Annotated in this window: 19 protein-coding genes and 1 tRNA gene; 9 read left to right on the top strand and 11 right to left on the bottom strand. The window is 75.5% G+C overall.

Going from position 1 to position 21,690, the window contains the following annotated elements:
* Positions 1 to 9 precede the first annotated feature (9 nt).
* From prfA to argS, 8 genes are all read right to left on the bottom strand, one after another.
* Positions 10 to 1,080, bottom strand: a complete 1,071-nt coding sequence (gene prfA, locus AC0IVP_RS06145) for a peptide chain release factor 1 (protein ID WP_157518891.1) — start codon at positions 1,078 to 1,080, stop codon at positions 10 to 12.
* A 132-nt stretch (positions 1,081 to 1,212) separates the two neighbouring features.
* Complete coding sequence (gene rpmE, locus AC0IVP_RS06140) at positions 1,213 to 1,437, bottom strand: 50S ribosomal protein L31 (RefSeq protein ID WP_056288484.1); 225 nt, start codon at positions 1,435 to 1,437, stop codon at positions 1,213 to 1,215.
* 225 nt (positions 1,438 to 1,662) lie between these two features.
* Positions 1,663 to 4,176, bottom strand: a complete 2,514-nt coding sequence (gene rho / locus AC0IVP_RS06135) for a transcription termination factor Rho (protein ID WP_471755263.1) — start codon at positions 4,174 to 4,176, stop codon at positions 1,663 to 1,665.
* A gap of 252 nt (positions 4,177 to 4,428) precedes the next feature.
* Positions 4,429 to 5,346: a homoserine kinase gene (gene thrB / locus AC0IVP_RS06130; protein ID WP_471755261.1), complete on the bottom strand. Its 918-nt coding sequence runs from the start codon at positions 5,344 to 5,346 to the stop codon at positions 4,429 to 4,431.
* Positions 5,347 to 5,352: 6 nt separating this feature from the next.
* Positions 5,353 to 6,444: a threonine synthase gene (gene thrC / locus AC0IVP_RS06125; protein WP_471755259.1), complete on the bottom strand. Its 1,092-nt coding sequence runs from the start codon at positions 6,442 to 6,444 to the stop codon at positions 5,353 to 5,355.
* Complete coding sequence (locus AC0IVP_RS06120; RefSeq protein ID WP_471755257.1) at positions 6,441 to 7,793, bottom strand: homoserine dehydrogenase; 1,353 nt, start codon at positions 7,791 to 7,793, stop codon at positions 6,441 to 6,443. The genes thrC and AC0IVP_RS06120 overlap by 4 nt, the downstream gene beginning before the upstream one ends.
* Positions 7,790 to 9,271: a diaminopimelate decarboxylase gene (gene lysA, locus AC0IVP_RS06115; RefSeq protein ID WP_056288500.1), complete on the bottom strand. Its 1,482-nt coding sequence runs from the start codon at positions 9,269 to 9,271 to the stop codon at positions 7,790 to 7,792. The genes AC0IVP_RS06120 and lysA overlap by 4 nt, the downstream gene beginning before the upstream one ends.
* Entirely contained in the window at positions 9,268 to 10,929 is a 1,662-nt protein-coding gene (argS, locus tag AC0IVP_RS06110) for an arginine--tRNA ligase (protein WP_471755255.1), read from the bottom strand. The genes lysA and argS overlap by 4 nt, the downstream gene beginning before the upstream one ends.
* A 247-nt stretch (positions 10,930 to 11,176) precedes the next feature.
* On the opposite strand from argS, the gene AC0IVP_RS06105 reads away from it, so the two are divergent.
* From AC0IVP_RS06105 to AC0IVP_RS06080, 6 genes are all read left to right on the top strand, one after another.
* The gene (locus AC0IVP_RS06105) at positions 11,177 to 12,025 is read left to right on the top strand and encodes a DUF3105 domain-containing protein (protein ID WP_471755253.1); all 849 of its coding nucleotides are present in this window, start codon (positions 11,177 to 11,179) and stop codon (positions 12,023 to 12,025) included.
* A complete protein-coding gene (locus AC0IVP_RS06100) occupies positions 12,022 to 12,723 on the top strand; it encodes a DUF305 domain-containing protein (protein WP_056288508.1) in 702 nt (233 codons plus the stop codon). Before AC0IVP_RS06105 ends, AC0IVP_RS06100 begins: the two co-directional genes overlap by 4 nt.
* A gap of 63 nt (positions 12,724 to 12,786) precedes the next feature.
* Positions 12,787 to 12,861, top strand: a tRNA-Arg gene (locus tag AC0IVP_RS06095).
* Positions 12,862 to 12,952: 91 nt separating this feature from the next.
* On the top strand, positions 12,953 to 13,456 hold the full coding sequence (locus tag AC0IVP_RS06090) for an SRPBCC family protein (RefSeq protein WP_056288511.1): 504 nt from the start codon (positions 12,953 to 12,955) through the stop codon (positions 13,454 to 13,456).
* The gene (locus AC0IVP_RS06085) at positions 13,453 to 14,637 is read left to right on the top strand and encodes an MFS transporter (protein WP_471755251.1); all 1,185 of its coding nucleotides are present in this window, start codon (positions 13,453 to 13,455) and stop codon (positions 14,635 to 14,637) included. Before AC0IVP_RS06090 ends, AC0IVP_RS06085 begins: the two co-directional genes overlap by 4 nt.
* A 159-nt stretch (positions 14,638 to 14,796) precedes the next feature.
* Entirely contained in the window at positions 14,797 to 15,603 is an 807-nt protein-coding gene (locus tag AC0IVP_RS06080; protein WP_056288516.1) for a lysophospholipid acyltransferase family protein, read from the top strand.
* On the opposite strand, the gene AC0IVP_RS06075 is transcribed toward AC0IVP_RS06080, so the two are convergent.
* From AC0IVP_RS06075 to AC0IVP_RS06065, 3 genes are read right to left on the bottom strand one after another with little or no spacing between them, the layout of a single operon-like run.
* Positions 15,575 to 17,206, bottom strand: a complete 1,632-nt coding sequence (locus AC0IVP_RS06075) for an ABC-F family ATP-binding cassette domain-containing protein (RefSeq protein WP_056290025.1) — start codon at positions 17,204 to 17,206, stop codon at positions 15,575 to 15,577. The two genes, AC0IVP_RS06080 and AC0IVP_RS06075, sit on opposite strands and share 29 nt — an antisense overlap.
* 29 nt (positions 17,207 to 17,235) lie before the next feature.
* On the bottom strand, positions 17,236 to 18,345 hold the full coding sequence (locus AC0IVP_RS06070) for an adenylate/guanylate cyclase domain-containing protein (RefSeq protein ID WP_471755249.1): 1,110 nt from the start codon (positions 18,343 to 18,345) through the stop codon (positions 17,236 to 17,238).
* A gap of 13 nt (positions 18,346 to 18,358) precedes the next feature.
* The gene (locus AC0IVP_RS06065; protein WP_471755247.1) at positions 18,359 to 18,817 is read right to left on the bottom strand and encodes a universal stress protein; all 459 of its coding nucleotides are present in this window, start codon (positions 18,815 to 18,817) and stop codon (positions 18,359 to 18,361) included.
* Between the two features lie 149 nt (positions 18,818 to 18,966).
* On the opposite strand from AC0IVP_RS06065, the gene AC0IVP_RS06060 reads away from it, so the two are divergent.
* From AC0IVP_RS06060 to AC0IVP_RS06050, 3 genes are all read left to right on the top strand, one after another.
* Positions 18,967 to 19,944, top strand: a complete 978-nt coding sequence (locus AC0IVP_RS06060) for an ABC transporter ATP-binding protein (RefSeq protein WP_235564290.1) — start codon at positions 18,967 to 18,969, stop codon at positions 19,942 to 19,944.
* Positions 19,941 to 20,696 (top strand): ABC transporter permease, encoded by a 756-nt coding sequence (locus tag AC0IVP_RS06055; protein WP_056288522.1) that lies wholly within the window; start codon positions 19,941 to 19,943, stop codon positions 20,694 to 20,696. The genes AC0IVP_RS06060 and AC0IVP_RS06055 overlap by 4 nt, the downstream gene beginning before the upstream one ends.
* A gap of 75 nt (positions 20,697 to 20,771) precedes the next feature.
* Positions 20,772 to 21,632 carry an ankyrin repeat domain-containing protein gene (locus AC0IVP_RS06050; RefSeq protein ID WP_304438009.1) on the top strand — a complete coding sequence of 287 codons (861 nt, stop codon included), beginning with the start codon at positions 20,772 to 20,774 and terminating at the stop codon, positions 21,630 to 21,632.
* Positions 21,633 to 21,690 lie beyond the last annotated feature (58 nt).

Raw genomic sequence — 21,690 nt, 5'->3', positions numbered from 1 at the left:
CGCGCGGGGTCAGCTGCCGACCTCGAGCAGCTCGGCGGTGTGCGCGGTGGACAGCGCGTCGATGACGGGGTCCAGCTCGCCGTCCAGGACCGCGTCCAGGTTGTGCGCCTTGAAGCCGACGCGGTGGTCGGAGATCCGGTTCTCGGGGTAGTTGTAGGTCCGCACGCGCTCGCTGCGGTCCACGGTGCGGACCTGGCTGCGACGGGCGTCGCTGGCGGTCGCGGCGGCCTCCTCGCGGGCCGCGGCCAGCAGCCGGGAGCGCAGCACCCGCAGGGCGGACTCCCGGTTCTGCAGCTGGCTCTTCTCGTTCTGCGAGCTCACCACGGTGCCGGTGGGCAGGTGGGTGATCCGGACGGCGGAGTCGGTGGTGTTCACGCTCTGCCCGCCCGGGCCCGAGGACCGGAAGACGTCGATCCGCAGGTCGGCGGGGTCGACGGTGACGTCGACCTCCTCGGCCTCGGGCAGCACCAGCACGCCGACGGCGGAGGTGTGGATGCGGCCCTGGCTCTCGGTGACCGGCACCCGCTGCACCCGGTGGACGCCGGCCTCGAACTTCAGCCGGGACCAGATGCCCTCGTCGGTGCGGGACTTCACCGCGACCGCGACGTCCTTGTAGCCGCCGAGCTCGGCGTCCACGGCGTCGAGGACCTGGGTGGCCCACCCGCGGCGCTCGGCGTAGCGCAGGTACATCCGGAGCAGGTCCCCGACGAAGAGCGCGGACTCCGCGCCGCCCTCGCCGGCCTTGATCTCCAGGATGACGTCCTTGTCGTCGTCGGGGTCCTTGGGCAGCAGCTGCTCGCGCAGCCGGTCCTCCAGGACGGCGATCTGGCCCTGCAACTCGTCGGCCTCGGCGGCGAACGCCCGGTCCTCCTGGGCCAGCTCGCGGGCCGCGGCGAGGTCCTCGCGGGCCGCCTCGAGCGCCCGCGAGGTCTCCACGAGGGGGGCCAGCGAGGCGTAGCGGCGGGCCAGCCGGCGGGCCCGGGACTGGTCGGCGTGCACCGAGGGGTCGGCGAGCTCGAGCTCGAGGCCGGCGTGCTCGGCGAGCAGGTCGGCGAGGCCGCCGTCGGGTGTCCCGGTCACGGTGCTCCCCTCCCAGTGCTGATCGTCGGGCTGCTGGTGCGCTGTCCACGCGTCCCGACCGGGTGGCCGGGACACGACGACGGCGCCCGCCCCGGCCCCTGGTCGGGGGCGGGACGGGCGCCGTCGGGAGTGCTACTTGCTGGCTGCGGTCTCGCGCTTGCCGAAGCGCTTCTCGAAGCGGGCCACGCGGCCACCGGTGTCCAGGACACGCTGCTTGCCCGTGTAGAACGGGTGGCAGGCCGAGCACATCTCGACCGACAGCGTGCCGCCGGAGATGGTGCTGCGGGTGGTGAAGGTGTTCCCACAACCGCAGGTCACAGCGGTCTCGTGGTAGTCGGGGTGGATGTCGGGCTTCATGTCCCTCGCCCTCTCTTGTCTGGCGGGCCGGGTGGCCAGGGTGCTGGCCGGTCGACCGGGTGCGAATGGTGGAACGTCGTCAGCAGGTCGCGTTGTTCCACGCGGGTCCCGCCCTCGACGGGGCTCGGTCCGCCAGTCTCCCACAACCTGGTGAGCGACTGGCCGGCCCCCTCGCAGGGTCCCGGCGCGCGCGGAGCGAGTGCCGGGGGGCGAGGGGGTCCTCCTTCAGAGGTCCTTGTCGTTGCCCAGCGTCGTCTTCTGGACCTGCATGAGGAACTCGATGTTGTTGCGGGTCTTCTTCAGCCGGCCCAGCAGCAGCTCGAGGGCCTGCTGGGGCTCCAGTGCGGCCAGCACCCGGCGGAGCTTGATGACGATCGCCAGCTCGTCCGGGCTCATCAGCAGCTCCTCCTTGCGGGTGCTGGAGGCGTTGACGTCCACGGCCGGGAAGACCCGCTTGTCCGCCAGCCGGCGGTCGAGCTTGATCTCGGCGTTCCCGGTGCCCTTGAACTCCTCGAAGATGACCGTGTCCATCGTGGACCCGGTCTCCACCAGCGCCGAGGCGATGATGGTCAGCGAGCCGCCGTTCTCGATGTTGCGGGCGGCGCCCAGGAAGCGCTTGGGCGGGTAGAGCGCGGTGGAGTCGACGCCACCGGACAGGATGCGCCCGCTGGCGGGGGCCGCCAGGTTGTAGGCGCGGCCCAGCCGGGTGATCGAGTCCAGCAGCACGACGACGTCGTGGCCCATCTCGACCAGCCGCTTGGCCCGCTCGATGGACAGCTCGGCCACGGTGGTGTGGTCGGTCGCGGGCCGGTCGAAGGTCGAGGCGATGACCTCGCCCTTCACCGAGCGCTGCATGTCGGTGACCTCTTCGGGCCGCTCGTCGACCAGGACCACCATCAGGTGGCACTCGGGGTTGTTCGTGGTGATCGCGTTGGCGATGGCCTGCAGCACCATCGTCTTGCCCGCCTTGGGCGGGGAGACGATCAGCGCGCGCTGGCCCTTGCCGATGGGCATCACCAGGTCCAGGACCCGGGTGGTGAGCAGGTGCGACTCGGTCTCCATCCGCAGGCGGTCCTGCGGGTACAGCGGGACCAGCTTCTGGAACTCGGGGCGGGTCTTGGCCTGCTCGGGGTCCAGCCCGTTGACCGAGTCCAGCCGGACCAGCGCGTTGTACTTGTCCTTGCGCTCGCCCTCGCGCGGCTGGCGGACGGCACCGGTGATGGCGTCGCCGCGGCGCAGGCCGTAGCGCCGCACCTGGGACAGCGAGACGTAGACGTCGTTCGGCCCGGTCAGGTACCCCGAGGTCCGGACGAAGGCGTAGTTGTCCAGGACGTCGAGGATGCCGGCGACGGGCAGCAGCACGTCGTCCTCGTCCACGGTGGGCTCGCCCTGGTCGAAGCGGTCGCGTCCGCCCTGGGTGCCCGTGGTGCCGCGACGGTTGCGGTCGCGGTAGCGACGCCCGCGGCGACGGCCGTTGCCCTCGAAGTCGTCGTCGTCCTCGTCGGGGCCGGCGTCCCGGTCGTTGCGGGGGGCCTGCCCGGCGGGCTGGCCCTGGCCGTTGCGGTCGGTCCGGGCGCGGCCGCCACGGTCGTCGGGCCCGTTCCCGCCGCGGTCGTTGCGGTCGCCGCGGTCGTTGCCCCGGTCGCGGTCGTTGCGGTCGCGGTCCTGCCGGTCGCCACGCTCCGCGCGGTCGTCCCGGTCCTGGCGGTCCCGGTCCTGGCGGTCCCGGTCCTGGCGCTCCTGGCGCTCGGCGGCGGCCCGCTCGGCGCGCTCGGCCCGGCTGGGACGCTCGGGCCGGTCGCCGCGGGTGCGCTCGGACGGTCCGCCCTCGTGCTGTCCGCGGTCGCCCTGGTAGCGGTCGGCCTGGCTGCGGTCGCTCTGGTTGCGCTCGCCCTGGCCGCGCTCGGCCTGGCTGCGCTCGGCCTGGCCGCGCTCGCCCTGGCTGCGCTCGGCCTGGTCGCGGTCGTCGCGCTCGGTGCCGGACTGCTCCTCGCGGGCCCGCGACCGGCTGCGGCCGGTCCGCTCGGCGGGGCGCTCGTCGGCGTGCTCGTCGGCGGTGGCGTTCGCGGCAGCCGTGGTCCCCGGCTCGGCGGCGGTGGTGGTCTGGCGCTCGTCGCGGCTGCGGTTGCGGCTGCGGGCCGGGCGGTCGCCCTGGGGACGCTCGGCCTGGGGTCGCTCGGCCTGGGGTCGCTCGGCCTCGGGTGCGGCCTCGACAGGAGCCACGTCGGCCGCGGGGGCGCCGCCGACCTGCGGGGCGCTCGTGGTCTCGGCCTGCGCCGGGGCGTCGGCAACGGCCTCGGGAGCACCAGCCGGCCGGCTGGCGGCCCGGCGACGGCGCGCGACCGGCGGGGCGTCGGCGACCGGCGGCGCGGTGACGGCCGGCGCGGTGACGGCGGACTCGGCCGCCGGCGCGGCTGCGGCGTCCGTGGCCTCCGCGACCGGGGCCGCGACGGGCGCGTCCGGGGTGGTCTGGGGGGCGGTGGCAGTGGCGTCCGTGCGGGCGGTGCCGTTGCCGCCGACCTGGCGCGCCTCGATGGCGGTCACCAGGTCGCCCTTGCGCATCCGGCCGGTGCCGGGGATGCCCAGCTCGGTGGCCAGGCGCTGGAGCTCGGGCAGCAGCATCGACGACAGCCCGGTGCCGCGACGGCGCTTGCCGGCGGCGGCCTCGGTCCCGGCGGTGTCGGCCGACCCGGTGGAGTCGGCGGCGCCGTCGGCGACGAGGGAGGTGGTCTCGCTCACGTACAGGTCCTTCCCTGCGGTGACCTGCGCCTACCAGCGCAGGGGGTGACCGGCGCCCTCTCGGGTTCGCCCCGGGTTTCTCGAGGCGGGACCGAGGAGGGTGCGGGTCTGTGGAAGCGGGACGAGGAGCGGCGGGATCCCGCGCGTCTGCAACGCCTCACGTGATGCTCGCCCGGAGGGCGGCTGGTCGTCAGCCTAGACACGGGCTGACGCGCCGACGACGCCGGCTGCCCCCAGCGTCTTCCCAGGCGGTCAAGACGATACAACACGGTCCGCTGGGCGGACGCGGACGCCGTCGTGGTCGACCGCGAGGTCACGCAGGTGCCAGTCCTCCCCCACCAGCGCGGCGACCGCGGGGACGACGCCGGGTCCCGCGCCCAGCACGAGCACGCTGGGTCCGGCACCGGAGACGACGGCGGCGTGGCCGGCGTCGCGCAGCCGCTCCAGCAGCTGGGCCGTACCGGGCATCGCGGCGGCACGCTGGTGCTGGTGCAGCCGGTCCTCGGTGGCGGCCCGCAGGAGCGTGGGGTCGCTGGTCAGGGCGTGGACCAGCAGCGCGGCCCGGCCGGCGTTGAAGGCGGCGTCGACGTGCGGCACGACCGAGGGCAGCAGGCCGCGGGCGACGTGGGTGGACAGCGTCGCGGTGGGCACCAGCACCAGGGGGTGCACGCCACCGTCGACGGCCAGCGAGGCCGCTGCGGCACCGTGGCCGTCGGACCAGGACAGGGTCAGCCCGCCGAACACACAGGCCGCCACGTTGTCCGGGTGGCCCTCGATCTCGTCGGCCAGCCGCAGCACGCGGGCCCGGTCCAGCTCACCGACGTCGGGGCACAGCGTGTGCGCCGCGACGATGCCGGCCACGACGGCCGCCGCGGAGGAGCCCATCCCCCGGCCCTGCGGGATGCCGTTGCGGGCGACCAGGCGCAGGTTGCGCGGGTGCCAGGCCAGCTCGTCGCAGGCGGCCCGGAACGAGCGGACCACCAGGTGGGTCTCGTCGCAGGGCAGCTCGCCGGCACCGACGCCCTCGACGAGGACCTCGAGCTCGTCGGCGACCGACACCTCGAGCACGTCGTGGCAGGTCAGCGCCAGGCCGGCGCTGTCGAAGGCCGGGCCCAGGTTGGCGCTGGTGGCCGGGACCCGGACCTGCCACACCTCCGGCGGGGGTGCCACGACGGCCTACAGGCCGAGCTGGGCGGCCGCGGCAGCGGCGTCGACCGGGATGGTGACCGGGGCGGGTGCGCCCGAGATCGCCCACTCCGGGTCCTTGAGCCCATTGCCGGTGACCGTGCAGACCACGGTCTGACCGGGCTCGAGCTCGCCGGCGGCCGCGACCTGCAGCAGCCCGGCGACCGAGGCGGCCGAGGCGGGCTCGACGAAGACGGCCTCGGTGCGGGCCAGCAGCCGGTAGGCCGCCAGGATCGCCCGGTCGGTGACGGCGTCGATGCGGCCGCCGGAGTCGTCGCGGGCGGTCAGCGCCTTGGTCCAGGACGCCGGGTTGCCGATCCGGATCGCGGTGGCGATGGTGCTGGGCTGCTCGACGACGGCGCCGTTGACGATCGGGGCCGCGCCCGCCGCCTGGAAGCCCCACATCCGCGGGGTGCGGGTGGCCGGGCCGGGGGTCTCGGAGGAGGTCGTGTACTCCCGGTAGCCCTGCCAGTAGGCGGTGATGTTGCCGGCGTTGCCGACCGGCAGGCAGTGGATGTCGGGGGCGTCGCCCAGGACGTCGACGATCTCGAAGGACGCCGTCTTCTGGCCCTCGATGCGGAACTGGTTGACGCTGTTGACCAGGCTGACCGGGTAGTCGATGGCCAGCTTGGAGGCCAGCGCCAGGCAGTCGTCGAAGTTGCCCTGGACCTGCAGCAGCGTCGCCCCGTGCACCAGCGCCTGGGCCAGCTTGCCGGTGGCGATCTTGCCCTGCGGGACCAGCACGGCGCAGACCAGCCCGGCCCGGGCGGCGTAGGCCGCCGCGCTGGCCGAGGTGTTGCCGGTGGAGGCGCAGATGACGGCCTGCGCGCCCTCCTCGACGGCCTTGGTGATGGCCATCGTCATGCCGCGGTCCTTGAAGGAGCCGGTGGGGTTGGCGCCCTCGACCTTCAGGTGGACGTCGCAGCCGGTCCGCCGGGACAGCTCGGGGGCCGGGACGAGCGGGGTGGCGCCCTCCTGCAGCGTGATGACCGGGGTGGTCTCGCTGACCGGGAGGCGGTCCCGGTAGGCCTCGATCAGACCGGGCCAGAACGGTGAGGCCGGACGGGGCGGGGCGGTGGTCATGAGAGTCCCTCCACACGGAGCACGCTGGTCACGGCCCGGACGGCCGGCATCTCGCGGAGCCGGGAGATCGTGGCAGACAGGGCGGCGTCCGGTGCCCGGTGGGTGACGATCACCAGCGTGGCGGCCTCGCCGGCGCCGTCCTGACGGACGGTGGAGATGGAGACGTCGTGCGCGGCGAACTCCTGGGCGACCGTGGCCAGCACGCCCGGGCGGTCCGCGACGTCGAGGCTGACGTGGTAGCGCGTGGGGGTGTCGGCCATCGGGGCGACCGGCAGTCCGGCGTACCCGGTGGTGCCCGGCCCCGCGACGCCGGCGACCCGGTTGCGGGCCACCGCGACGAGGTCGCCGAGGACGGCCGACGCGGTCGGCTCCCCGCCGGCGCCCTGGCCGTAGAACATCAGCTGGCCCGCGGCCTCGGCCTCGACGAACACGGCGTTGAACGCACCGCCCACCGCGGCCAGCGGGTGCGTGGTCGGGATCATCGCCGGGTGCACGCGGACGGCGATGGCGTCGCCGTCGTCCCCGGTGACCTTCTCGCAGATCGCCAGCAGCTTGACCGTGCACCCGATCTCGGCGGCCCGGGCCACGTCGGTGGAGGACACCGCGGAGATGCCCTCGCGGTAGACGTCGGCGGCGGTGACCGGGGAGTGGAAGGCCAGCGAGGCCAGGATCGCGGCCTTGGCGGCGGCGTCGAACCCGTCGACGTCGGCGGTGGGGTCGGCCTCGGCGTACCCGAGCTCGGTGGCCTCGGCCAGCGCCTCGGCGAACCCGGCGCCGGTCTCGGCCATCCGCGAGAGGATGTAGTTCGTCGTGCCGTTGACGATGCCGACCACCCGGGTCAGCTGGTCCCCGGCCAGGGACTCCCGCAGCGGGCGCAGCAGCGGGATCGCCCCGGCGACGGCGGCCTCGTAGTACAGGTCCACCCCGGCCGCAGCGGCCGCGGCGTGCAGCGCGACACCGTCGTCGGCCAGCAGCGCCTTGTTGGCACTGACCACGGACTTGCCGGCGGCGAAGGCGGCCAGCATCAGCGAGCGGGCCGGCTCGATGCCGCCGACCACCTCCACGACCAGGTCGACGTCGGGCCGGGTGACGAGCGCCTGCGCGTCGGTGGTGAGCAGCTCGGCGGGCACCTCGGGGTGCCGGTCGGGCCGCCGGACGGCGACGCCGGCCACCTGCACCGGGCGCCCGACCCGGGCGGTGATGTCGGCGGCCTGGTCGGTCAGCAGCCGCAGCACGGCCGAGCCGACGGTGCCGCAGCCCAGCAGCGCGACCCGCAGCGGGGGCTGCTCCGCGGGGGTGGCGGCGGGGGTCGCAGTCGAGGTCGCAGTCGGGGTCGCAGTGGCGGTCACGAGGCGGTCCCGACGGCGGGCTGGGAGGGCGCGGGCACGGGGGCGGGGACGTCCGCGAGGACGGCGTCGAGGGCGAACACGTCCGACAGTGTCTGTCGTCGGACGATCTCGGCCGACACCCCGTCCCGCACGGCGACCACCGGGGGCTTGAGCAGGTAGTTGTAGTTCGAGGCCATCGACCAGCAGTAGGCCCCGGTGGCGGCGACCGCGAGGAGGTCCCCGGCGGCCACGTCGGAGGGCAGCCACAGGTCGCGGACCAGCACGTCCCCGCTCTCGCAGTGCTTGCCCACCACGCGGCACAGCGCCGGCGGGGCGGTGGAGACCCGGTTGGCCAGCACACAGGTGTAGGCGGCGTCGTAGAGGGCGGTGCGGATGTTGTCGCTCATCCCGCCGTCGACGGAGACGTAGTTGCGCACCATCGGGGTGCCGGGGGAACCGCTGGCGCCCAGCCGGACCGGCTTGATGGTGCCGATCTCGTAGAGGGTCACCGTGCCGGGGCCGGCGATGGCGCGACCGGGTTCGACGGCCAGCCGGGGCACCGGCAGGCCCAGCTCCGCGCACTCGGTGGCGACCACCGAGCGCAGCTTGACCGCGACGTCGTCGGCGGCGACCGGGTCGTCGTCGGGCAGGTAGGCGATGCCGAACCCGCCACCCAGGTTCAGCTCGGCCAGCACCACGCCGGTGGCGTCCCGGACGGCGCCCATCAGACCCACGATGCGGTGCGCGGCGGCCTCGAAGCCCGCGGTGTCGAAGATCTGCGAGCCGATGTGGCTGTGCAGGCCGGCGAGGTCGAGCGCGGGCTCGGCCACACAGCGGACCGCGGCGGCCAGCGCGTCGCCGGTGGCCAGCGAGAACCCGAACTTCTGGTCCTCGTGGGCGGTGGCGATGAACTCGTGGGTGTGCGCCTCGATGCCGACGGTGGAGCGGATGAGCACCGGCACCGGCGTCCCTCCCCCGGCGACCCGGGCGGCGGCCAGCGGCACCAGGCGGTCGATCTCGTCGAAGCTGTCGAGCACGACGTGCCCGATGCCCGACCGCACGGCCAGCTCCAGCTCGACCAGCGACTTGTTGTTGCCGTGCAGCGCGATCCGGTGCGCCGGGAACCCGGCGGCCAGGGCGAGGGCGAGCTCGTTGCCGCTGCAGGCGTCCAGGTGCAGCCCGTCCTCGGCGACCCACCGGGCGACCTGCCCGCACAGGAAGGCCTTGGAGGCGTAGTGCACGTCGGCGCCGTCGAAGGCGCGGGCGAAGTCCGCGGCCCGGCCGCGGAAGTCGGCCTCGTCCAGGACGAAGAGCGGGGTGCCGTGCTCCCGGGCCAGCTCGGTGACCGGCCGCCCGCCCAGGTGCAGCTCACCCTCGACACGGGTGGCCGTGCGCGGCCAGACCTGGCCGTCGAGCTCGCCCAGGGAGGCCGGCGGGGCACCGGCCGCCGACGGCGGGGTCAGGTTGCCGTGCAGCGGACCTGCCGGGTGCGCTCTCACATCCGCTCCGGGGCGTGCACGCCGAGCACGGTCAGACCGTTGCGCAGCACCGTGGCCGTCGCCGAGCACAGCCACAGCCGGGCCACCGTGGTGGCGGTGACCTCCTCGTCGCCGCGTGGCAGCACCCGGCACGAGTCGTAGAACCGGTGGTAGGTGCCCGCCAGCTCCTCCAGGTAGCGCGCCACCCGGTGCGGGGCGCGCAGCTCGGCGGCGGCGGTGACGACCCGGGGGAACTCGGCGATCGCGCGGAGCAGGTCGGTCTCGCGGGGGTGGGCGAGCTGCGTGGCGTCGACGTCGTCCGGACCGCCCAGGGCGATGCCCAGGTCACCGGCGCCGCGCAGCAGCGAGGAGATCCGGGCGTGCGCGTACTGGACGTAGAAGACCGGGTTGTCGCTGGTCTGCCGGCTCCACAGGTCCAGGTCCAGGTCGATCTGCTGGTCGACCGAGGCCCGCGCCAGGGCGTACCGGGCGGCGTCGGCACCGACGGCCTCGACCAGGTCGGCCAGGTTGATGACGGTGCCGGCCCGCTTGCTCATCTTCAGCGGCTGTCCGTCGCGGACCAGGTTGACCAGCTGGCCCAGCAGGATCTCCAGGTTCTGGGCCGGGTCGTCGCCCAGCGCCGAGACCAGCGCCTTGTACCGGCCCACGTACCCGGCGTGGTCGGCGCCGAGCATGATCACGACCTTGTCGAAGCCGCGCTCGCGCTTGTCCTGGTAGTAGGCGCAGTCGGCGGCGAAGTAGGTGTAGTCGCCGTCGCTCTTGACCAGCGGCCGGTCCTTGTCGTCGCCGAAGTCGGTGGTCCGCAGCCAGGTGGCGCCGTCGGCCTCGTAGACGTGGCCCCGCTCGCGCAGGGTGTCGATGGCCTTCTGCAGCGCGCCGCTGGCGTGCAGCGTGGCCTCGGAGAAGTAGGTGTCGAAGACGACGCCGAAACCGGCCAGCGAGCTCTTGATCTCGGCGAACATCAGCTCGACGCCGGCGACCCGGAAGCGCTCCTGCTCCTGCTCGGCGGGCAGCTCGGTGACGCCGGGCTCGGCGGCCACCACCTGGGCGGCGATCTCGCCGATGTAGGTGCCGGCGTAGCCGTCCTCGGGAGCAGGCTGCCCGTGCGCGGCGGCGACCAGGCTGCGGGCGAACCGGTCGATCTGGGACCCGGCGTCGTTGAAGTAGTACTCCCGGCTGACGTCGGCGCCGGTGGCGGTGAGCAGCCGGCCCAGGGCGTCGCCGACGGCGGCCCACCGGGTGCCGCCGATGTGCACCGGCCCGGTCGGGTTGGCCGAGACGAACTCCAGGTTCACCCGCAGACCGGCGAAGGCGTCGGTGCGGCCGTAGGCCTCGCCCGCCGCGACCGCGTCGACCGCGATCCGGCCCAGCGCGCCCTGGGTGAAGGTCACGTTGAGGAAGCCCGGACCCGCGACGTCGACCCGCTCGATGCCCGCCTGCTCGCGCAGGTCCGCGGCCAGCAGCTCGGCCACCTCACGGGGCGGGCGGCCCGCGGCCTTGGCCAGCTTCAGGGCCACCGTGGTGGCGTAGTCGCCGTGCTCGGGGTTGCGGGGACGCTCGACGACGACCTCGTCGGGCACCGGCACGTCGAGCGCGCCGCGCTGCGCCGCTGCGGCGACGACGGACCGGACGAGGGCGCTGAGCTGCTCGGGTGTCACCTGGTGATCGTAGAAGAGGCAGGCCACCGGGTTGACCACGCTCCCGGCGTCGTGTGGGGGGTCACACCGCCCCCGACGTGCGCGCGGCCGGCGTCGCGGGACCCGGCGGACACAGGTCCGCCACCTACACTCGCCGGCCAGGGCCACCGGGGCCGGGTGCACACGCGCCGCCCCCGCACGGGGCGGGCTCCGGGCCACCCGGCGCCGCCCCGAGCCCGCGTCGACGACCGAGAACCTGGAGAAGGCCGTGCCCGAGGACCCCAAGCCCGAGAACAAGACCGGCGCCAGCGCCCCGCGCACGCCCGGCAAGGGCGCCGGCGGCCGGGCCGCCACCCCGGCCGGCAAGGGCCTGGGCGGCAGCGGCAAGGGCGCGAGCGCGCGTCCCGGTGCCGGCAAGGGCCGCACCCGGCCCCAGCAGGCCGTCGTCGCCAAGCCCAAGCCGTGGGGGCTCATCGCCGCCGCGATCGCCGTCGTCGTCTTCGCCGGCGCGGTGATCGGCTACGCGGTCTACGCGGTGGACCGGTCCAACGCCGACCGGGTCACCGCCGCCGACCAGATCGAGGGCGTGCAGACCTTCGACTACGCCGCCGGCCAGCAGCACGTGACCACCCCGGTCACCTACGAGCAGTCCCCGCCGGTCGGTGGACCGCACGACGGCGAGTGGGCCGACTGCACGGGCACCGTTTACGACGCCGACATCCGGCACGAGAACGCGGTGCACGGGCTCGAGCACGGCGCCGTGTGGATCACCTACGACGCCGACGCGATCAGCGACGACGACCTGGCCACGCTGACCGACCTGGTCGAGGGCAACTCCGGGATGATGCTGTCCCCCTACGCCGGCCTGGGCTCCACGATCAGCCTGCAGTCCTGGAACCACCAGCTCGCCGTCGACTCCGCCACCGACCCGCGCGTCGAGCAGTTCGTCGACTTCTTCGTCTTCGGCCAGGACGAGGACGGCGAGGCGCTCTACCCCGAGCCCGGCGCCAGCTGCGAGAACCCGCTCTTCGCCGAGCAGCCGCTCGTCGTGGGCGACAGCAGCCGCTCGGCCTCGGGCGACGTCCCCACCGACAGCGAGACGACGACCGCGCCGTGAGCACCGCGACGAGCAGCCCCACCGCCGGCGCCGGGCCCGACGAGGAGGGCACACCCGCCCGCCGCGGCCCGGCCCGCTGGGTCGCCGGGCTGCTCGTCGCCGTCATCGCGGTGGCCGCCCTGCTGGCCGGCGGCGGGCTCGCCGTCGCGCTGGGCATCGGCCGCACCGACGCCCCCGGGGTCGGCTCGGTGGACGTCGGGTTCTCCCAGGACATGTCCCGCCACCACCTGCAGGCCGTGGAGATGGCCAACCTGGCCCCCGACCGCAGCGAGGACCCCGAGGTCCGGCAGCTGGCCTTCGACATCTCGGCCACCCAGACCAACCAGACCGGCCGTATGCAGGGCTGGCTGTCGCTGTGGGGCGCCCCGATCACCAACCGGGACACCATGACCTGGATGGGCGCCGGCGCCCACGACCACGCCATGGACGACGGCGGCCTGATGCCCGGGATGGCCACCGAGGCCGAGCTCTCCGAGCTGCGCGGGCTGAGCGGGACGGCGTTCGACGTCCGGTTCCTGCAGCTGATGATCCGGCACCACCAGGGCGGGCTGGAGATGGCGACCGAGGGCGCCGACCACGCCACGGTCGGCGTCGTCCGCGGGCTGGCCCGGTCGATCGCGGAGACGCAGGCCGCGGAGTCCACGACCATGGCCCAGATGCTGGCCGCCCGGGGCGCGGCACCCCTGCCGGCACCCTGAGCCCCCCGGTCGGGACGACGACGCCGGGCTGATAACGTCTCCACCACTTCCCCAGCACCACGAGCCCCCGTAGCTCAGGGGATAGAGCACTGCCCTCCGGAGGCAGGGGCGCAGGTTCGAATCCTGCCGGGGGCACCACAGCACCAGATGCAGCGCCAGCACGAGACGCACCGGGCCGGGTCCACCAGGACCCGGCCCGTCGTGCGTCCGGAGCACCTCGGGAGGACCGTTGGCCCGCACCACCACCGTCTCGGACAGCACCGTGGTCGACGCGCCGCCGGCGGCGGTCTGGGCCGTGGTCGCCGACCCGACCCGGACACCGGGGTACAGCCCCGAGAACCGCGGCGCCCGCACACCGCACCCCGGTCCGCTCGCCGTGGGCGAGGTCTTCACCGGGCGCAACGAGCGCTTCGGGGCCCGCTGGACCACCGAGTGCGTGGTCACCGCCGCAGACCCCGAACAGCGCTTCGCGTTCCGGGTGCGCGCCATCGGGCTGCGCACCCCGCGGCTGCGGGCGCGCAACGCCAGCTGGGAGCACCGCCTGGAGCCGGTCGCGCTGCCCGAGGGCCGGACCGGCACCCGGGTCACCCAGACCTGGACCGACGACCGCCGCTGGCCCGACGCCCTGGCCGCCGTCGTGGACCGGGTGCTGACCCGCAGCACGTTCGCCGCCCACCAGCAGCGCAACCTCGCCAGCAGCCTGCGCGGCCTGCGGACGCTGCTCGGGGCATGACCGCGGCGCCGTCGCCCCGGGCCTGGGTGCCCGTGGCGGTCGCCATGTTCGGCATCGGGTGGGGCGCGAACCAGTTCGTCAGCCTGCTGGTCGCCTACCGGCAGGCCGAGGGCTTCGGGGTCGCGACCGTGGACGCCCTCGTCGGTGTCTACGCGCTGGGCCTGGTGCCGGCGCTGCTGGTGCTCGGCCCGGTGTCCGACCGGTACGGCCGGGCCCCGGTGCTCCGGGTGGCCGCGCTGGTGAGCCTGGTGGCGACCGGGGTGCTGATGGTGGGCGGGCTGCCCGCGCTCTACGCCGGGCGCTTCCTCGCCGGCCTCGCCAGCGGGGCGGCCTTCGCCGCCGGCAGTGCGTGGGTGAAGGAGCTGTCCGGTCCCCCGCACGACCCGACGGCCCCGGCCGGCACCGGGGCCCGGCGCGCGGCCATGGCGCTGACCGCAGGGTTCGGGTCCGGTCCGGTCGTGGCCGGGCTCGTCGCGCAGTGGGCCCCGGCTCCGCTGGTCACCTGCTACGTGCCGCACCTGGTCGTCATGGCCGCTGTGCTGGTCCCGCTGTGGCGCGCCCCGGAGACCGTGGACGCGACAGCGGAGGCCGGGTCGGTGCTGGCCCGGATGCGGGTGCGCTCGGCCCGGCTCCCCCGCTTCCGGGGACTGGTGGCGCCGGTGGCGCCGTGGGTCTTCGGCGGTGCGACGGTGTCGATCGCGGTGCTGCCCGGGCTCGTGGCCCCCGCCGTGGCCGGCTACGAGGTCGCCTTCAACGCCGTGGTCGCCGGCGTGACGCTGGGCACCGGGTTCGCCGTGCAGCCACTGGGCCGCCGGATGGCCGCCGTCGACACCCGACGTCCGGCCGGGGCCGGGATGGCCGCGGTCGTCGCCGGGCTGCTGCTGGCCGCGCTGGCCGCCGCCACGACCTCGCCGTGGCTGGTGCTGGGCGCCGCCGTCGTGCTGGGCGCCGGGTACGGCTGGTGCCTGGTCGCCGGGCTGACCGAGACCCAGCGACTGGCGCCGCCGCACGAGCTGGCCGGGCTCACGGCCGTGTACTACGCCCTGACGTACGTGGGGTTCGCCGCCCCCGTGCTGCTCGCCGGGCTGTCCGCGGTCGCGGGGTACCCGGTGCTGCTGACCGCCGCGGCTGCGCTCGCCGCCGTGGTGCTGGTGCTGGTCGCGCGCCGGTCCCCCGCCTGAGCCCGCCGCGGCCCTGCCGCCGGAGGTCGCCGCGGCCCTGCCGCCGGAGGTCGTCGCGGTCCTGCCGCTGTGGGTCGTCGCGGTCCTGCCGCCGGAACGTCGCGGTGGTGCCGCCTGCGGGCCACCCCCCGGTCACCTGCACCGGCCACCGTGACGGTCATGAGCACCGGTCCCTGCTCGACCGCCTGCACCGTCGACGTCGTCCCCACGGCGTCCCCTGCCCTCCGCCGCCGCCGCGCCCTCGCGCTGACCGGCGCCCTGGCCCGCGCGACGGCCCGTCCGCCGGCCGGTGACGGCCGCCGGCACGGGGTCTGCACGGCCGCCCGGCTGCTGACCGCCGCCGGCGTCCGGGTGCGCCTGGTCCCGCCGGCCGTCGCCTGGCCGCGGGGGGCGCGGCTGGTCGTGGCCAACCGGGTGTCCTGGGTGGACGACCTGGCGCTGCGGACCGCGGTCGCGGCGCTGCCGGTGGAGGACGAGGCCGGCTGGCCGGGCCTGGCGACCGTGCGGGCCGACCGGGTGACCGCCGAGCTGAGCGCGGGCCGCAGCGTGCTGGTCCGCCCCGAGGAGCACGCCACCTGCGGCACGGGGCTGGGCCGCTTCCGGCCCGCCGCCGTCGCCCCGGCACTGGCCGCGGGCGTGCCGGTGTGCCCGGTGGCCGTCCGCTTCCGGCTCGCCGACCGGCCGACGACGGCGGCCGCGCAGGCCACCGGGGAGTCCTGGTGGCGCAGCGCCTCCCGGGTGCTGGGCAGCAGCGGGCTGGTGGTCGAGCTGCACCAGCTGCCGGCGATCGACCCGCGCCGGGGCACCGCCGCCGAGGTCGCCGCGCTGGCGGAGTACGCGATCGCCGCGGTGCTGGAGGCCGACCCGCCTCGGCCGATGAGCCACCCGCACCGGGCCCGCACGCACGTCGCGGACCCGGTCGCACCGGCGCCGGTGGTCAGTCCTCGGAGAGCCGCCCGCCGTTGACGGTGAGCCGCCGGGTGGTCTGCACGGCCTCGAGCATCCGGCGGTCGTGGGTGACCAGCAGCAGCGTGCCGGTGTAGTCGGCGAGTGCCTGCTCCAGCTGCTCGATGGCCGGCAGGTCCAGGTGGTTGGTGGGTTCGTCGAGGACGAGCACGTTCACCCCGCGGGCCTGCAGAAGCGCCAGCCCGGCCCGGGTCCGCTCCCCCGGGCTGAGCGTCTCGGCCGGGCGCAGCACGTGGTCGGCGCGGAGCCCGAACTTGGCCAGCAGCGTGCGGACCTCGGCGTCGGGCAGGTCGGGGACCTCGGCGCCGAACGCCTCGGCCAGCCGCTCGGGACCCAGGAAGCGGCCGCGGGCCTGGTCCACCTCGCCCAGGCGCACCCCCGAGCCCAGCGACGCGTGGCCCTCGTCCACCGGCAGCCGGCCCAGCAGCGCGGCCAGCAGGGTGGACTTGCCCGACCCGTTGGTCCCGGTGATGGCCACCCGGTCGCCCCAGTCGACCTGCAGGTCCACCGGGCCCAGCGTGAAGTCCCCCAGCCGGACGACGGCCCCGCGCAGGGTGGCCACGACCGCGCCGGCCCGGGGCGCGGCGGCGATCTCCATCCGCAGCTCCCACTCCTTGCGGGGCTCCTCCACCACCTCCAGCCGCTCGATCCGGCGCTCGGTCTGCTTGGCCTTGGCCGCCTGCTTCTCCGAGGAGGACCGGTTGGCGGCCTTGACGTGCTTGTCGCCGTCCTTGCTCTTCTTGATGGAGTCCCGGACGCCCTTGGCCATCCAGTTCTTCTGCATCCGGGCCCGCGCCTCGAGACCGGCCTTGGTGTCGGCGAACTCGTCGTAGGACTCCCGGGCGTGCCGGCGGTCGACCTCCCGCTCGGTCAGGTAGGCCTCGTAGCCGCCGTCGTGCACCCGGACCAGCTGCTGGGCCAGGTCCAGCTCGACGACCCGGGTCACCGTCCGGGACAGGAACTCGCGGTCGTGGCTGACCACCACGACCCCGGTGCGCAGGCCCTGCACGAAGGTCTCCAGCTGGTCCAGCCCGGCCAGGTCCAGGTCGTTGGTCGGCTCGTCGAGCAGCAGCACGTCGTAGCGCGACAGCAGCAGCGAGGCCAGCCCCACCCGGGCCGCCTGCCCCCCGGACAGCCCGGTCATCGGCGCGTCCAGGGCGACCCCGGGGGCCACCTGCGCCACCACCTCGACCGCGCGCTCCTCCAGGTCCGCCCCACCCAGGGCCAGCCAGCGCTCCAGGGCGTCGGCGTACCCGTCGTCGGGGGTGCCGGCGCTGAGCGCCTCCAGGGCGTCGTCCATCACCTGCTGGGCGTCGGCGACGCCGGTCCGCCGGGCGAGCGCAGCCAGCACCGTCTCGCCGTCCCGGCGTTCGTGCTCCTGCGGGAGGTAGCCGACGGTGGCCGAGGGCGGGGACAGCGTGACCGCGCCCGCCTCGGCGGGGAGCAGGCCGGCCAGGGTGCGCAGCAGGGTGGACTTGCCGGCCCCGTTGACCCCGACGAGACCGACGACGTCACCGGGGGCGACGACCAGGTCCAGGTCGGCGAACAGGACTCGTGCGCCGTGCCCGGCGGCCAGGCCGCGGGCCAGCAGGGTGGCACTCACGCCGGACATGGTCCCCCGGCGCGTCCGGGTCACCCGCGGGCGGTGTCCCGGGGGTCGCCGTCGGGGTCGGGGTCGGGGTCGAGCACGTCGTCCAGCACGTCGTCGGCGATCTCGTCGAGCAGTTCCTCGAAGGAGTCCAGCGCCGGGACCGGTTCGCCCTCGCGCCGACGGACCAGCCACGGCTGCAGGTGGTCGTAGCCACGCACCGAGACCCGGCGCAGCGGCCGCACCCGGTAGGCACGCCGCCCGCGCAGCCGGCGGGCCAGCTCGCGGTCCACCAGCAGGGTCCCGGGCCGGCCCAGCGAGGTCAGCCGGCTGGCCAGGTTCACCACCGGTGAGTAGACGTCGCCCAGGCGGGTCAGCACCGGTCCGTAGGCCGCGCCCACGCGCAGCGGGGGGCGGTCGGGGGCGGCCCACTCCTCGGGCAGCCGCAGCCCGATCTCCACCGCCTGCGCCGCGGTCGGGCAGGTGAAGAGCACGCCGTCGCCGACGGTCTTGACCACCCGGCCGGCGTGCCGGGAGACCAGGTCGGCGGTCAGGCCCTCGAAGTCCTCCACCATCACGCCCAGCTCGCGCCCGTCCATGCCGCGGCTGCGGGAGGTGTACCCGACCAGGTCGGCGAACCCGACCGCGAGCTCGCGGCGGTCCACCGCGGCGCCGGGCTCGGCGGCGAGCAGCCGGTCGGCGTTGGCGGCCAGGTGCCGGCGCCACACGTAGGTCTGCACGTCGCGCATGAGTGGCAACAGCACCTGCGCGGCGTCGACCACCGCGGCGGTGTCCCGGTCCCCCGGGGCCAGCAGGGCGGCCAGCATGTCGGTCTGCCAGTCGGCCAGCCGGGCCAGCGACTGGCCCATGGCCCGGGCGATCGAGGCCTCGGTGTCGACGTCGACGAAGCCCGAGTCGATCAGCGCCGACAGCGCGGTGAGCGCGTCGACGTCGGCGTCGGCGAAGACCGGGGCGTCGTCCTCGACGTCGGCGAAGCCGAGCGCCCGCCACAGCCGCTGGGTGCGCGCCGGCGGCATCCCGGCGCGCTCGGCGACCTCCAGCCGGGTCCACCGGCGTGGTCCACCGAGCAGCAGCCGGTCCAGCGCCGCGCGCGTGTCCCCGGGCTGCCCGTCCGTGGTCCCCGGACCGGTCACGTCGTCCGTGGGGTCAGTCCGTGGTGTGCACGATCAGCACGTCGACCGACGAGCGGCGCGTCGCGTCGGCGGGCACCGAGCCCAGCAGCCGGCCCTTGATGCCGTTGAGCCCGCGGTTGCCCACCACCAGCAGGTCGGCCTGCTCCCGGCGGACGACGTCCAGCAGCGCCTCGACCGGCGAACCCACGACGGCGACCGTCCTGACCTGGCCGGCGCCCGCGGCCAGCGCCCGCTCGTGTGCCGTGCGCACCGTCTCCTCCGCCGGCGAGGACCCAATCACCTGGTAGGCCTCGTCCTTGAGGACGTCGGCGGTCCGCTGCACGTCGCGGTCGTCGGCGTCGGTGGGCAGGTAGGCGCAGGCGATGACCAGCGTCCCCCCGCACGCCCCGGCCAGCGCCCCGGCCCGGGCGACCGCCCGCAGCGAGGACTCCGACCCGTCGGTGCCGACGACGACCGTGCGGTAGGCAGTCACGGGCCGGACCGTAGCCGAGCTGCCGCCGTGCGGCGTGTCGGGGGTCACCACCGCGCGCGGCCCGGACACCCGACGTCCACCCGGCGGTCTCCTCCGAGACGGTCCCGGTGCGGTTGGATGGGCCGGTCGTCACGGGAGAGCGGACAGGGGTGAGCACGATCAGCAGCAGCACCGCACCAGCAGGGCAGGTCCGGGTCGAGGTCCGGGGTCTGACCAAGAGCTTCGGCTCGGTCCGCGCCGTGTCCGACCTGGGCTTCACCGTCGAACCGGGGCAGGTGACCGGCTTCCTGGGCCCCAACGGCGCCGGGAAGACCACCACGCTGCGGATGGCCCTGGGCCTCATCACCCCCGACTCCGGGACGACGACGTTCAACGGCACCCCCTACGCCCAGCTCACCGAGCCCACCCGGCAGGTCGGCGCGGTGCTGGAGACGGCCTTCCACCCCGGCCGCACCGGCCGCGACCACCTCCGGGTGTACTGCCGCGCCGCGGGCCTGCCGGTGTCCCGCGCCGACGCGGTGCTGGACCAGGTCGGGCTGACCCCGGCCGGCCGGCGCAAGGCGGGCAACTACTCCCTGGGCATGCGACAGCGGCTGGGGCTGGCGACGGCGCTGCTGGGTGACCCGGCCGTGCTGGTCCTCGACGAGCCGGCGAACGGCCTGGACCCCGAGGGCATCCAGTGGCTGCGCCGCTTCCTGCGGCACCTGGCGCACGACCAGGGCCGCACGGTGCTCATCTCCTCCCACCTGCTCTCCGAGGTCGAGCAGACCGCGGACCGGGTGGTGATCGTGGGCGCGGGCCGCCTGGTCCGGGAGGGCTCGCTGGCCGAGCTCGCCGCCGACGCCGGGGCCGGCACCGTGCAGGTGCGCAGCCCCGAGGCGGCCCGTCTCGCCGCGGCGCTGTCCGCCGCCGGGGCACAGGTGCAGACCACCGGCCCCGACACCCTCACCGTCACCGGGGCCAGCACGGCGGAGATCGGCCACCGGGCCTTCGTCGACGGCGTCGAGCTGCACGAGCTGCACGGCCGCACCTCGGGCCTGGAGGAGACGTACTTCCGGCTCACCGCCGGCGCGGAGCAGTACAGCGCCGGGTCCCCCGACACGACCACCCCCGGGAGCGCCGCGTGACCGCCCGCCTCGTCCGCGCCGAGTGGACCAAGCTGACCAGCACCCGCGTGGGCCTGTGGCTCGTCCTCGTCGGCTGCCTGATGGCCGGCGGCTTCACCGCGCTGTTCACCGGGCTGGCCGGCGCCGAGAACGGGACCCCCGCGGTGGGCACCGAGGCCTTCAGCCAGCTCATCGCCGCCATCCCGGCCCAGGTCACGATCATCAGCCTCGTGCTGGGCGTGATCGGGATGACGCAGGAGTACCGGCACCGCACCGCCACCCCGACGTTCCTGGTCGCGCCCCGGCGTGGCCGGGTCGTGCTGGCCAAGGTGGTCGCCTACGCCGTGGCCGGGGCGGTGCTCGCCGTCGCGGTCGTGGCGACCACGGTCGTGGTGGCCTCGGTGTACGGCGCCGCGCGGGGAGGTGCCCCGGACTGGTCCGGGGACACCCTGGGCGTGCTGCTGCGCTCGGGTCTGGCCCTGGTCGTCTACGCGGTGATCGGCGTCGGCGTGGGGGCCCTGGTGCGCAACCAGGTCGCCGCGGTCGTGGGCTCGCTGGTCTACCTGTTCGTGGTCGAGTCGATCCTGCGCAGCGTCCCCGCGACGTCGGGTGCCTACAAGTTCCTGCCGGGCGGGGCCCTCGAGGCGATGACCGCGACCTTCGAGGGGCCGGACCTGCTCACCGCCTGGCAGGGCGGCCTGCTCCTGCTCGGATACGGTCTGCTCGCCGCCGTGCTCGGGACGCTCCTGGCGGTCCGCCGCGACGTGGTCTGACCGACCGCACGGACCCCAGCCCGACCCGCACCACCCACCCACCGCCGCCAGCACGACGACGAGACGGGGTCACCGATGACCGAGACGACCGGTCCCACCGCCGCCGCCCCCTCCACCGGGGAGATGCGCGCGCTGCGGATGACCGCCCAGCGACTGTCCGGGCTGATCGCCGCGGGCGACACCGACGCGGTCCGCTCCGCGGTCACCGACCAGCCCCGGCTGCTCACCACGACCGTGGAGCGCGACGGGCAGGACGGCTGGACCCCGCTGCACCTCGCCGTCGCGGCCGGGCGCCGAGACGCCGTCGAGGCGCTGGCCGGCGCCGGTGCGGACCTCGAGGCCCGCACCGAGCACGGCCGGACCCCGCTGCAGGTGGCCCTCGAGCACGCACCGGACCTGGTACCGGTGCTGGAGGGCCTGGGCGCCCGGGTGGACGCCGCCACCGCGGCCTACACCGGTGACACCACCCGGCTCGTCGCCGAGCTGGACGGCGGCGCGCCGCTGACCGACCCGCACAGCGACGTCGCCCTGCTCACCTGGGCGGCGTTCGGCGGCCACCTGGACGCGGTGCAGCTGCTCGTCGACCGGGGCGCGGACCCCGACGGCGGGGCGCTGCAGGCCGCGGCCGGTGGCGGGCACCCCGACGTCGTCCGGGCGCTGCTGGCCGCCGGGGCACACCCCGGACGCCGGGACCCCGACACCGGACGGACCGCGCTGCACACCGCGGTCGGCGCCGGCCCCGACGGCGAAACGCCCGGGATCGTGGCCCAGTTGCTGGCGGCCGGGGCCGACGTGGAGGAGACGACGTCGGACGGGGCCAGCGCCCTGGACATCGCCCGGGTCTCCGCCGCCCAGCACCGCGCGGGCAGCCAGGACGGGCGTACCGGCTGGGACGCCCTGGTCGACCAGCTCGAGCAGCACACCAGCTCCACCTGACGACCCGGACGGCGAGAGGTGAGCCGGGCCACGTGCGACGGGTCACCACACGCCGGAC

Source organism: Klenkia sp. AC732 (genome assembly GCF_979256525.1).
Note: the sequence above shows the minus strand (reverse complement) of the source record. Positions and strands in the feature narration are given on the sequence as shown.